The sequence below is a fragment of the Catellicoccus marimammalium M35/04/3 genome, assembly GCF_000313915.1.
In the GTDB taxonomy this organism is placed as follows: Bacteria; Bacillota; Bacilli; order Lactobacillales; family Catellicoccaceae; genus Catellicoccus; species Catellicoccus marimammalium.
The window spans coordinates 169275-182029 of sequence record NZ_AMYT01000011.1 but is presented as its reverse complement, the minus strand read 5'-3'; the positions used below and the strand labels follow the sequence as shown (position 1 = coordinate 182029).

The window sequence follows — 12755 nt, the reverse complement described above, 5'->3', positions numbered from 1 at the left end:
TCCGTCTTATTTCATCTTCAATTTTTTAAAGTTTAGGTATCATCTACTCTATTACAAGCAAAACTGCTGTGAGTTCATCCTTTTCAATTCCAAAAAACCATGAATTTTCTTCTAAAAATCTAAATAATGGACTATAAGTATTCAACAATTCTTCTAATTTTAATCATTGACTCTAATATGTCGCTCTGATTTCTCCTGAGCAAAATATAGTAAGATATTTACAAGTTGTTTCTAATGGTGTTAAAGATGGCGAATATTTCGCATTAATAGCTAAAGAAGATAGCATGCATGCTACTATCAAACATGGAAGTGAAGTACTAATTCGCCGTCAACCTGTAGTAGAAAATGGAGATATTGTTGAGGTCTGCATCGATGGAGAGATTACGCTTAAAAGATTTAAACAATCAGGAGAACAAATTATGTTAATTCCTGATAATCATTCTTATGACTGCATTCTATTTTAATAGTTTATAATTTTTAATCTTTGCGCAAGAACTAAAATAAGCACTAGGAAGCCCTAGTGCTTTTGTTTTTATTTGAAGAAATCTTTCCAAGAGAAAGTAGTTTTATTATACACTTTATTATACATAGCTTTCTTTGGATCTTTAAGCATTCCTGTTCCTTTTTTACCATATCCAGGAATAACAGCTTTTTTCATTTTTCTCTTTGCATTGCTTTTCGCTCTACTAATTGGAGAACGATAAGTAGGTTTACGCATTCCAAATTTCATATAAATCCCTCTATTTCTTAGATATTCTATATCCTGCAGCTTCTGCCTCTTGTGGACTATTGAAGACAACTAAATTTTCTGAATCGCTCATTTCATTATAAAACTGACCGCCTTTAACGTGATATATTTTAGATTTTGAGTTAGCGTAAACTTTATTAGAATTAGATTGAATAGTCTTTGTTTCAACTTTAGCATTCTGATTGCTAACACTACTTTTCGTAGCCGGTGTTGTTGATGCTGTATCGTTTTGAATATAATTTTGTTTCTTATTTTCTGATTGTAATTCTTTATTTTCTTTTTGGGCTTGCTCCAAACGATTTTCTAATTCTTGTACCCTTTTTTCTTCCTGTTTTAATTCTTCCGCAACATTTTTTAAATTCCTATTTTCTGCAGACAATTTCTTATTTTCATCACTCATCTTTACAATTTCTGAATTTTTAGTGTTTAACTCATTTTCTAGGTCAGCAATCTTATTTTCTTGCTCAGATTTTTCTCCACATCCTGTCAAAAAACCTAAACTTAATAATATACCTAATCCTAAAACTATCTTTTTGTTCATTCTTTGATCCTCCTAGATAAAAAATAACAAAAAAAAGTCTCAATGTAAACATTAAAATTATTTTAAAATCATGATAATATATTTTTTAAAAAGAATTACAAGTAAAAAAATTACAGATGAAAACAGAGATACTTACGTTCAAAAGAAACTTTTTAAGAAAGTATGATTTTAGGTCTTAATTGTTATTATTATTATCATTGGAATTGTTATAGTTGAAAGCGAAAAAAAACAACCGCTAAAAATGAAAGTAGTGCTGAACAAGCTTCAAAATCTAGTGATAGCAAAGATCAAGAAAAACTATTTAATCGTGATCAAACAGTGCAATATGATGGAATGAATTTAAAAGATGAAGATATTAAATATTTAAGTGCTAAGTACGAAAATTAAAGATAAATATTATATATTTCTTAACCTTAAGATTATTAATAATGAGGTAAATATTTTTCATCATAGTATTTAGGACATTCTGAAGCTGACGAAAATAATTTAGATGTAGGGAACTTAAAAAAGGAGATTCAACATATTGAATATACTGATTATGAAGTTAAATTTATCATTAATATCAAAGAATAAAAACAAAAGAGCAAGATTTATTTTCTACTCTTTTCATATTCCTATCCCTCTCTTCTCATCCTCAAATGTCGATATAATCTGAGCTTAGAAACTCTTGTTGTTTGTTTAAGGCATCTTAATTTATATTGTTAGAAAAGCAGTAAGCTCAACAAAAACATTTTAATCTTTGTGAAAAGACTAAAATAAGCACCAAGTTTTTTTGGCGCTTTGATTTCACAAATAGAGAAAAACTTTTATAAAAATAATTTATTATACACATAAAAGCATGTGTAATATATAAACATAAGGAGGTAAAAATGGATAATAAAAGAACCCAAAGAATTCCACATTTTACTGGTACTGTTTGGAATTAAAATCTTTGAGTTCAAACTAAAATATTGAGAGTACGGGGAGACTTCTCCCCTACCTCCTATTATCCATTATAGAGAATGAAAATAAAAAAAGAAAACCCAAAAGTATGAAATGAAACTTTATATTAATTGGATCGGAATCTTTATTTTGATATTGATGGCCTTTCTATTAATTCAATTAATTTAGTATCAATTCGCAAAGTTTTATTGTCAAATATGCTACTATTGAAGATGTAGAAGAATTCGAGTATTTGTTTAAACAACGTAAAAATGAATGAAGGAAATAAAAAGACACTACTTCACTGAAAAGTAGTGTCTTTTTTTGTTTAGTTCTATGTGCGACGACGTGGAATCACTCGAATTGGTGTTCCTTCAAAGTCAAACGCTGCTCGGATTTGATTTTCTAAGAAACGTGTATAAGAGAAGTGCATTAGCTCTTCATCATTTACAAAGACAATAAAAGTTGGTGGTTTTACTGCTACTTGTGTGCAATAGAAAATCTTCAAGCGGCGTCCTTTATCGGTTGGAGTTGGATTAATCGCAATCGCATCCATAATTACATCATTTAATAAGGCAGATGGAACGCGAAGATTTTGATTCATACTTACTTTTTCAATTAATGCTGGTAATTGATTTAAACGCTGTTTCGTTTTAGCAGAAACAAAAATGATAGGCGCATAGCTTAAGTATTGGAATTCTTTACGAATATCTTCCTCAAATTCTTTCATTGTATGATTATCTTTCTCAATGGCATCCCATTTATTGACAACAATAATCATGCCTTTCCCTGCTTCATGTGCAAATCCAGCAATTCGTTTGTCATATTCACGAATTCCTTCTTCTGCATTTAAAACCATTAGGACAACATCACTACGGTCAATGGCTTTCATCGAACGCATTACGCTATATTTTTCTGTATTTTCATATACTTTCCCACGTTTACGCATTCCAGCAGTATCAATCATGACAAATTTTTGTCCTTCTTCATCTACAAAAGAAGTATCAATCGCATCACGAGTTGTTCCTGCAATATTAGAGACAATTACACGATCTTCTCCTAAAATGGCGTTGATTAAGGATGATTTCCCAACATTTGGGCGACCAATTAAACTAAATTTAATTACGCCTTCTTCTTCCTCTTCTTTTTCTTCTGGGAAGTATTGAATCGCTTTATCTAAAACATCCCCCATTCCGACACCATGAGCACCAGAAACTGGATATGGATCTCCCAATCCTAGTGCATAGAAATCATAGATATCGTTTCTCATTTCTGGGTTATCTACTTTGTTTACGACTAAAATTACTGGTTTATTTGAACGGTAAAGCATATGAGCGACAGCTTCGTCTGCGTCTGTAACATGTTCACGACCACTTGTTACAAACAAAATGACATCTGCTTCATCCATCGCGATTTGTGCTTGTTCTTTAATTTGTGACATGAATGGTTCATCACCAAGATCAATCCCCCCAGTATCAATAATACTAAATTCATGTCCTAGCCATTCTCCAGTCGCATAGATACGGTCACGTGTTACACCAGGTTCGTCTTCTACAATAGAAATACGATCTCCAGCGATACGATTAAATAAAGTTGATTTTCCAACATTTGGACGACCGACAATGGCAATCGTTGGTTTTGTCATAGTTTTAACTCCTCTCTTTATCTGCATGTACTAGTCTACCATAATTCTTTTTTCTTGGGGAGTTTTCTCGTATATTTCTCTACACATACAAAAAGTAGCATCCATAAGATGCCACTTTTCGTTACGCTAATAATTTTAAATGATTGGTTTTTTTCAAAAGTAATAAAATTACTCCACCTAATACTAAAGATAAAACTTCTCCTGCAGCTACAGTACCATAAGTCATCCAAAATGGTAGATGAGAAATGTAATATAGTTCTGCTGCCACTGCAATAGTACCTAATGTTACACATGCTCCAATAATTAACATACGTGTAAGTAGTGAAGGTTTATTTTTAGACAAATGATAACCAATAAAAAGAGCAACAAAAGTTGATCCTCCACCAATGACTACATCGACAATTCCCAGTGGAGAAAAGCAATTTGTAATCATACAACCTAAAGTTACTGCAATAATATAACGCTTATTCACTGCAACTAATAAGTTTAACATTTCTGCTAAACGAATTTGAATCGCTCCAAAGCATAAAGGTGCAGTAAATAAAGACAGTACGACATAAATTCCGGCAATTAGTGCCATTTTTGTTAATTCTTTTGTTTTGATTTTCATTTTTTCCTCTCCTTTATAAGCAATGCTTACTTCTTACTATGACCAAAGGATGATAAGTGTCATAGGGTTTTTTTAAGAGCGGTTCATCCATCCGCCATCTACAGGAATAATATCTCCATAAATATAACGAGCATCATCACTCGCTAAAAACAAAGTCACTTGAGCAATTTCTTCTGGTTCTGCGTAACGACCACAAGGGGTCTCTTTAGCGATTTCTTTAGCAATCTCTCCACCATTTAAAAAATCTTTTTGATTCATTGGAGTACGAATTGCTCCAGGAGCAATCGCATTAGCTCGAATTCCCTTTCTTGCATAATCATAGGTTAATTGCTTAGTATATCCATAAATGGCATGCTTTGAGGCGGTATAAGCAGCACCACCACCGCCAGGAATTAAACTAGCAATCGAGGCCATATTAATAATGCACCCTTTCCCTTGTGCTAGCATTTTAGGCAAACAGGCATTACACAAAAGAAAAGTTCCTCGCACATTTACCGCAAAGATGCGATCAAAAAGTTCAACAGAAGTATCTAGACTAGGAGCAAAATCATCTAAAATTCCAGCTGTATTACATAAGATATCTACTCGTTCTATCTTTTGTAATACTTTTTCTACTTCTTTTTCTTTTGTAATATCACAAAGAGAAAAAAAGAAATTTGGATGCTCTAACGGACAAGGTTGACAATCTAGCCCATAAACCATCGCTCCTTTATCTAAAAAAGCTTCTGCTTGCGCTTTTCCAATTCCAGAAGAACAACCCGTGATCACTACTGATTGATTATAAAATGATGGATTAGTCATGAACTTCCGCCCAATCTGTAGCTAATACATCACAACTTGTGGGTTCCCAAACGCTAAAGGCTTCGTCTTCTGTTTTGATTACAAAATAGGGATTCATTGTTTCCCCGTGATAAGTAGTTGCTGGAACTAACTCCACCCATAATTCTGTACCTTCCCAATTTGTACGAACCATTTTTTTGCCTGCTTTTAATCCAGGTAACATTTCTTCAAAAGTCATTTTATTCCCTCCTTTCTTTTCTGTCTTCTCTATTATAACACAAAAAGAGATGAGCTAACGCTCATCTCTTCCTTATTCTCATCTCTATTTCTATTTATCTAATACTGTGAATACTTCTTTGCTTGCTGTAACGTATAATGGATGACCATCTTTCTTTTCATTAATTTCAAAGCGTGGTTCTCCAGAATGAGCATGAGCTAATCCAACAATTTTCAATTGTTTTCCAGCATGATATTCATCCATGCGATTTTGATCATCAAATTCTGCTGCAGAATAAACCGTTACAGGAACTTTTGCTTCAATTTCTTTACCTACTAGGCATTCGCATTGATAGTAAGTAGAAGCTAACAAGTTACGGTCAGCTAAAACCCACGTTCCTTCTTTTGTTTCTAAAGCAGCACGGTGTCCTTCACAACTATGGATACCTTTCAATTGTAATAATTGACCTGTTTCATAAGTTCCTTTTTCTTTTGTTAATTCCGCATCTTCATAGAAAGGAATTGTATCCAATACCTTCACTTCATAAGGTGCTTTTTTATAAAATGCATCGCAAACACGGGCATTAACTAAAGAATGAATGTTAAATCCATTTTCACAATGACCTTCTGTTACATGTACAGGTAAAGCAGATACATGACTATCCTCTGTAAATTCATGCATTCCTGGATTGTGGAACAAATGATTTTCAATATGATGTGCTTCTTCATTAGGTTCAATTGCATCTACAACATCAAACATATTTAAGTCTAACATTGCTTTTTTCATTACGTTTTTCTTAATACGTAAACCGACACGTTCTACTCCGTTTTCACGTAAAACACGTACAAAATGATTTACACCATTACGCATGGTAGGCATTGTTTCTGCTTCGACTTCTACGAAGAACCATTGTTGATTTTCTACACCTAATCCTTCAGCACGTTTGTAATAACGAACTGCTTCATCGCGTGCATCATGTTCTTCTGTAGAGTTGAAAGTTGCACTTATCCCAAAAGGTAATCCTACACTTTTCAAACCTTGAATGATTTCTTTTTCAGCATGAGTTTCATGATCTAATCCATCTTGGATAGGAACAATTACATAAGAAACTTCTTCTGCTAGTTTGTGATAATCAATAGATGCGACTCCACTTTTTGGTAAAACAATAAATTCTTTCTTTTCCATTTTTATAATCCTTCTTCCTTTAAAAACACTACCAACGAAACACTACATTGTCTTTACAACAATAACATCACATCTTGCATCCGCAACAATTGCTTTTGCAGTACTACCGATAAAGATTTTATCCATTAAAGAAGTCTTTGTAGTCTTCCCAATCACAATTACATCAATCCCTAGTTCATCAGGAATTTCTCTTGCTAACATTTTGTGTGGATTTCCTACTTGGACTTCAGCGACAAAACTCTTCACTAGTAATTTTAAATCTGGGTGACGAGCAATAATCTCAGCCAAGTCTTTCTCTGCTTTTTCATAATCCGATTCGATGATTGCATCTTCGTTAATTGCTCCTAAGGTTCCAGGATAATCAACGATTGTCTCTACATAAACATTAGAATCTTCATGGATAATTTCTTTTGCTGCTTCCATAACAGCATCAGACATTTCAGATCCATCAATGGCAATCAATATATTTTTATATTTACTCATTGTCATCTCCCCCTTACAACTTCATTATAGCGAGTTTGTTAGTAAAAAGAAAAAATAATGACTTTTTAAGTGAAAAAGACACATCTTTACAGATGTGTCTTTCTTTCTATGCTTTACGCATAATCCCAAAACCTAATGTTTTTTCACCAGTATGCGTACCAATAACATTTCCTAAATCTACAATACGAACAGGGTATCCTGTTTTTTCTTCTAAAATTTTAGCATAATCTGCTGCTCGATCTTCAATATTTGTATGAGCAATCCCAATCTCAGGTACCCAACCTTTCATCTTGTATAATTCTAATTCTTCCAATACTAAATCAATAGCTTCTTTATATGCTTTTTTCGCTGTACGTACTTTTTTGAAAAGAACGATTTTGCCCTCTTCATCAAATTTCAAAATCGGTTTGATTTGTAATAAACTTCCGATTAAAGCAGTACCATTGCTCAAGCGTCCAGTACGAACTAAATGTTGTAAATCATCTACTACTAAGTAAATACATTGAGCAATACGCATTTTTTCTAACCAATCTAAAATACTTGCTGCATCTTCTCCTGTTTTTGCTTTTTCTACAGCAGAATCCACCATTGCTCCCATTGGTAGACTCGTAGATAAGGAGTCAAAAATGTGTACTGGAATTGGACTTAAATCATCGATATTTGCTTTTAATGTATTGCAAAATCCAGAAATCCCAGATGAAATATGAATACTAATTACTTCATCATATCCTTCTTGCGCTAATGATTCATAAATATTTGCCATTTCCCCAATACTTGGCTGAGCGGTACTTGGAAAATTCTTTGTATGCTTTAATTTTTCATAATATTCCGCAGGTGCCAAATCATTTTGCTCTACTCCGTCAATAATTAATGGGACTGTTACTACACGTAAACAATCACTATTTTTTGTTTCTTCTTTTAGAACAGCTGTACTATCTGTTACAATTGCAATTTTCAAAGTATTCCCTCACATTTCTTAAGCCAAATCATGCATTCTTGTACTTGCTCTGCTATTGTTTTTTTCTTTTGTCTTAAAGTATACGTAGCTACCTCCTCATATAAAGGTAAACGTGCTTGATACTTTTTTTGTAATTCATCTTTTGTACTTTGTAAAAATAAAGGACGCTTTCCATCATCATAACGTTTCAAACGATGATAAATTAAAGAAAAAGAATTTCGTAAATAAATTACCGTTTGTTTTTTTAAAAATAAACGATTTTCCTCTCTTTCAATAATTCCACCACCTGTAATGATGATTGTATCCTCTGTTTTTTCTTCTGTTTGATGTAATAATTCGGTTTCTTTCTCTCGAAAAGCTGGAAATCCATATTTTTCTACATAATCATTGATACTCATTTTTTCTTGCTCTTCGAAAACTTGATCTAGGTCATACACTGCCCAACGTAATTTTTTCGCTAAGCGAGAGCCAATGCTAGTCTTCCCTACTCCCATAAAACCGACTAAGTAAATTTTCTTTGCCATTATTCATCTCAACTCTTCTATTATATCATAACTTATAAAAGAACAGAGTGTTCTTCTAGATGATTTCTAAAAAAAAGAAATATCTCTTTTATTTTAAACCTTCGTTCTTGCAAATTCTAGCAAATATAGAATAATCGTGTAAATTAATAACAAAATAATTAAAAATGTGGTATATTATGTTAGACATCATGATTTGTCTAACATTGGAGGGTAACTGTATGAAAAGTAGTAGTATTAAAGTTGACAATGTATATCAATGTACATCTCCACTACTAAAAAACAATTTTTCAGCCAAAGTAATTAATAAACTCGATCATTCTTGTATCGTTGAAATGACTGATGTAGCTAAAGAAGATGAAAATGTGGCCAAAGAATTACAATACAAAACGGTCGTCAATTTCCAAAATTTTAAAGAAAAATAGGAGAAGGAATTCCTTCTCCTATTTTTTGTTATTTTGTTTAACCGCATCAATAATCGTAGAGATTTCTGCCAAAGCTCCTTTTCCTGTAACTCCACAAGCCAATTCCCCAGAACGAGGTTCAATTTCTTGATATCCGTCCTCTTTTAATTGTTGGAGATTTCTTTGCACAGCTGGATTTTGATACATTACAGTATTCATTGCAGGAGCAATATATTTGGCCGTGCGTTGAGGAACTGCTAATGCCATCGTCGATAGTAGATCATCAGCAATGCCATTGGCTAGTTTTCCAATAATATTTGCACTTGCTGGTGCAATGACAAAAACATCACAGGTTTGAGCAAAAGTAATGTGTTGAATTTCAGAGGGATTTTCTTCTTCCATCATAGAAATCCCTACTTCTTGTTTTGAAAGAACCTTAAGAGTTAAAGGAGAAACTAATTCTGTCGCATGTTGAGTCATAATGACCTTTACTTCATGCCCTTCCTTAGTCCATTGTCTTACTAAATCACAAACTTTATAAGCAGAAATACTTGCCGATATTCCTAATAAAATTTTCATTTTATTTCCCCTCTTTGTTTAGCAATTGTAGAAAATAGTTGTTCTACCAATTCTTGTTTTGTTTGTGCAGTCGCTAAAATTTTTCCTTCATGAACAATATCTGCTTGATGTTTTGTTTCAGAAATTTCCGATAAATTATTAATTACAACTAAATCACTTTTCGCTGCTACTTCCTGTGCTTTTGCTTTTTGGATTAGTTCATCCTTTGTTGCATCGACTAAAAGTTTAAAACCAACTAAGAATACATCTTTTTGCCATTGTTTAATTTCTTGAATGACTTTGGGTGCTTTTTCTAATTTCAACCAAAGCACTTCCTCATCTGAAGAAATTTTACTTCCTTGCAATAATTGTTGATCTTGATTATAAGCTCCTGCTACAAAATAATCACTCACTGCCATCGTATGGATGACAATCTCAATGGTATTTTGTTCTAAAATTTTTTTCAACGTGGTTTGTAAGTCTAATACACCTTGAATACGATGGACTTGCACACAAGAAGGTAAAGATTCTAGTAAAGCAGAATCTACAGTAGTACTTACTACAACAATGACTTGATAGCCTAATTGTACTGCTTTTTTAGCACAAAGAATTCCTAGTTTTCCTGTTGCTTGATTTCGAATCTCTCTTACAGAATCAATCGGTTCACTTGTTCCTCCTAAAGTAATTAGAACGATTTCTTGTTTCATTAAATAATCTCCTCCGCTTCATTTTGCGGTAAAACTTGAGCAGAAATAATTTCTCCTTCTACTTTTTCATCAATCATCATCGTTCCATTGCTTTCTCGTTGATGATTACGAATATTTTCAACTTCTACTTTAGCAATATAACCATTTTTTGTTTCATAAGTAACCACTTCATTTTCTTGAATCGGTGCAGCATACACTAAGAAATGAGGTTGGCTCTTAATTTTTTTCAAAACTAAAATTCCTCGTTGTGCTCTTTTCTGAATCGGAATTTCTAATAATGGCATTTGTTTCATCGCGCCACGTTGCGTTACCGTTACTAGAGATGTAGATAAAATGCCTTCATCTTCCATTACAAAAGCAGATACTAAATCATCTCCATCTTTTAAATTTATTGCTTTAATGCCACTAGCTTTTGTTTTTGTTAAAGCAATTTCTGTGGTAGGATACGCTAAACTATATCCTAGATGAGTAAACAGATATAAAGTAAAGTTTTTTTGTTGTGAAAGACTAGTTACCCAAAGGAAAGATTCATTCTCTTCTTTCCATTTATAGCAAATTTGCGCTTTTGTTCGATAGGTACGCCAAGGACGTAATTCTTCCCAACTCATTTGTTTAACTAGTCCTTGACGGGTAACAAATAATAATCGTTCTTCAATTGGCAAACTAGTAAAATGGAAGACATATTGAATTTCTTCCTCTTCTTCTAAATTACTAATACTTTCTGTAATATGATCTCCAACTTCTTTCCATTTGGTATCAATCACTTCATAAACAGGACGATAAATCATTTTCCCTTTATTTGTTAACAGATATAAGAAGTCTCTTGTATTCACTTCTTCCATAAAAATAAAGTCATCTTCTTCTCGTTTTCCGCAAGCAGTTACTCCACCAGAGGATTGGACACTACGTAAACTACTACGTTTCAAATAACCGTTTTTCGTAATTGCAACCATGGTATTTTCAGAAGGAATTAATTGTTCCTCTGTAATGGTTAACTCTGCAATTTCTGCTTCAATTTTTGTTTTACGCTCAGAAGCATACTCTTTAATGATTTGTTTCCATTCTTTAACAAGTACTTTTTCTAATTCTTTCTCATCTTGCATAATTTTTTCTAGTTGTTGCAATTCTTTGGTTAATTGCTTTTGCTCTTTTTCCAACGTAGTTACATCTGTATTCGTTAAACGATATAATGGCATCACAATAATTGCTTCAGCTTGTACTTTAGTAAATGAAAAATCAGTCACTAAGTGCTCTTGAGCTTCTTTACGATTTTTACTACCACGAATCATCGCAATAATTTCATCTAAAATACTTAAAGCTCGAATTAACCCTTCAACGATATGTAGACGATGTGCTTTCTTTTCATGGTCAAAAGCAGTGCGTTTATAGATTACTTCTTTACGATGCTCAATATAAGCAGATAAAATTCGTTTTAATCCTACTTGAACGGGACGTTGGTGATCAATAGCTACCATATTAAAGTGATAATTGATCTGTAAATCCGTATTTTTAAATAAATAGTTTAAAATATTCTCTGCTTCTGCATCTTTTTTTAGTTCTACAACGATTCTTAATCCAGTACGATCGGTTTCATCGCGAACTTCCACAATGCCATCAATTTTCTTTTGTAAACGAATTTCATCTATTTTTTTAACTAAGTTTGCTTTATTTACCTCATAAGGGATTTCAGTGACTACAATTTGTGTCCGATTGCCTTTCCCTTTTTCAATCTCTGTTTTGGCACGTAAGATAACTTTTCCTTTTCCTGTTTCATAAGCTTTCTTTAATTGCTCTTTTCCCATTAAAATTCCACCCGTTGGGAAATCAGGTCCAGGAATATAATTCATTAATTCATCTACTGTCGCGTCTGGATGTTTTAAAAGATAAATCAATCCTTCGATAACTTCTTTTAAATTGTGCGTTGGAATTTCTGTCGCATATCCTGCAGAAATTCCAGTAGAGCCATTAATTAATAAATTAGGAAATTTTGCTGGTAATACTGTAGGTTCTTTTGCTGTATCATCAAAGTTCCAAACCATATCTACGGTTTCTTTATCAATTTCTGTTAATAACTCACTGCTCAACGCAGATAAACGAGCTTCTGTATAACGCATCGCCGCAGCAGGGTCTCCATCCATACTTCCGTTATTCCCGTGCATTTCAATTAATGGCTCACGTAATTTCCAATCTTGACTCATACGGACCATAGCTTCATAAATACTGCTATCTCCATGTGGATGATAATTCCCCATAATATTTCCGACAGCTTTAGCAGACTTACGGAAACCTTTATCAAAAGTATTACCATCTAAAAACATCGCATATAAAATACGGCGCTGTACAGGTTTCAACCCATCGCGAATATCCGGTAACGCTCGCTCTTGAATAATATATTTTGAATAACGACCAAAACGATCGCCCATAACTTCTTCTAATGTTTTTTCTTTAATGCCACTATGATGCATTGATATTTCGCT

At 33.1% G+C, this 12755-nt stretch carries 15 protein-coding genes; 2 read left to right on the top strand and 13 right to left on the bottom strand.

What is annotated here, in order from left to right; all coding sequences use genetic code 11:
* The first annotated feature begins 185 nt into the window (after positions 1-185).
* Positions 186-464: a LexA family protein gene (locus C683_RS02515; RefSeq protein WP_341871652.1), complete on the top strand. Its 279-nt coding sequence runs from the start codon at positions 186-188 to the stop codon at positions 462-464.
* A gap of 68 nt (positions 465-532) precedes the next feature.
* Here C683_RS02515 and C683_RS02510 read toward each other — a convergent pair whose 3' ends face one another.
* The 10 genes from C683_RS02510 to C683_RS02465 all read right to left on the bottom strand — a co-directional run bounded on the left by C683_RS02510 (position 533) and on the right by C683_RS02465 (position 8612).
* Positions 533-730 (bottom strand): hypothetical protein, encoded by a 198-nt coding sequence (locus tag C683_RS02510; RefSeq protein ID WP_009489308.1) that lies wholly within the window; start codon positions 728-730, stop codon positions 533-535.
* A 10-nt stretch (positions 731-740) separates the two neighbouring features.
* The gene (locus C683_RS02505; RefSeq protein WP_009489306.1) at positions 741-1289 is read right to left on the bottom strand and encodes a sunset domain-containing protein; all 549 of its coding nucleotides are present in this window, start codon (positions 1287-1289) and stop codon (positions 741-743) included.
* A gap of 1255 nt (positions 1290-2544) precedes the next feature.
* On the bottom strand, positions 2545-3855 hold the full coding sequence (gene der, locus C683_RS02500; protein WP_009489304.1) for a ribosome biogenesis GTPase Der: 1311 nt from the start codon (positions 3853-3855) through the stop codon (positions 2545-2547).
* Between the two features lie 121 nt (positions 3856-3976).
* The gene (locus C683_RS02495; protein WP_009489303.1) at positions 3977-4465 is read right to left on the bottom strand and encodes a QueT transporter family protein; all 489 of its coding nucleotides are present in this window, start codon (positions 4463-4465) and stop codon (positions 3977-3979) included.
* 72 nt (positions 4466-4537) lie between these two features.
* Positions 4538-5266: a 3-oxoacyl-ACP reductase gene (locus C683_RS02490; RefSeq protein ID WP_009489301.1), complete on the bottom strand. Its 729-nt coding sequence runs from the start codon at positions 5264-5266 to the stop codon at positions 4538-4540.
* The gene (locus C683_RS02485) at positions 5259-5483 is read right to left on the bottom strand and encodes a DUF2829 domain-containing protein (protein WP_009489299.1); all 225 of its coding nucleotides are present in this window, start codon (positions 5481-5483) and stop codon (positions 5259-5261) included. The genes C683_RS02490 and C683_RS02485 overlap by 8 nt, the downstream gene beginning before the upstream one ends.
* Before the next feature lie 90 nt (positions 5484-5573).
* Positions 5574-6647 (bottom strand): DUF5776 domain-containing protein, encoded by a 1074-nt coding sequence (locus tag C683_RS02480; RefSeq protein WP_009489297.1) that lies wholly within the window; start codon positions 6645-6647, stop codon positions 5574-5576.
* Between the two features lie 42 nt (positions 6648-6689).
* Positions 6690-7130, bottom strand: a complete 441-nt coding sequence (locus C683_RS02475) for a universal stress protein (RefSeq protein WP_009489295.1) — start codon at positions 7128-7130, stop codon at positions 6690-6692.
* Positions 7131-7236: 106 nt separating this feature from the next.
* Positions 7237-8088, bottom strand: coding sequence for a DegV family protein (locus C683_RS02470; RefSeq protein WP_009489294.1), 852 nt, complete (start codon positions 8086-8088; stop codon positions 7237-7239).
* On the bottom strand, positions 8085-8612 hold the full coding sequence (locus tag C683_RS02465) for a shikimate kinase (protein WP_009489291.1): 528 nt from the start codon (positions 8610-8612) through the stop codon (positions 8085-8087). Before C683_RS02465 ends, C683_RS02470 begins: the two co-directional genes overlap by 4 nt.
* Before the next feature lie 218 nt (positions 8613-8830).
* Here C683_RS02465 and C683_RS02460 point away from each other — a divergent pair, with 218 nt between their 5' ends.
* Positions 8831-9034, top strand: coding sequence for a hypothetical protein (locus tag C683_RS02460; protein ID WP_009489290.1), 204 nt, complete (start codon positions 8831-8833; stop codon positions 9032-9034).
* A gap of 18 nt (positions 9035-9052) precedes the next feature.
* On the opposite strand, the gene C683_RS02455 is transcribed toward C683_RS02460, so the two are convergent.
* Genes C683_RS02455 through parC form a run of 3 tightly spaced genes read right to left on the bottom strand, consistent with a single transcriptional unit; the run spans position 9053 to position 12743 of the window.
* Complete coding sequence (locus C683_RS02455; protein ID WP_009489288.1) at positions 9053-9592, bottom strand: flavoprotein; 540 nt, start codon at positions 9590-9592, stop codon at positions 9053-9055.
* Complete coding sequence (locus C683_RS02450; protein ID WP_009489286.1) at positions 9589-10278, bottom strand: phosphopantothenoylcysteine decarboxylase domain-containing protein; 690 nt, start codon at positions 10276-10278, stop codon at positions 9589-9591. The genes C683_RS02455 and C683_RS02450 overlap by 4 nt, the downstream gene beginning before the upstream one ends.
* Positions 10278-12743, bottom strand: a complete 2466-nt coding sequence (parC, locus tag C683_RS02445) for a DNA topoisomerase IV subunit A (protein ID WP_009489284.1) — start codon at positions 12741-12743, stop codon at positions 10278-10280. Before parC ends, C683_RS02450 begins: the two co-directional genes overlap by 1 nt.
* Between the last annotated feature and the right edge of the window lie 12 nt (positions 12744-12755).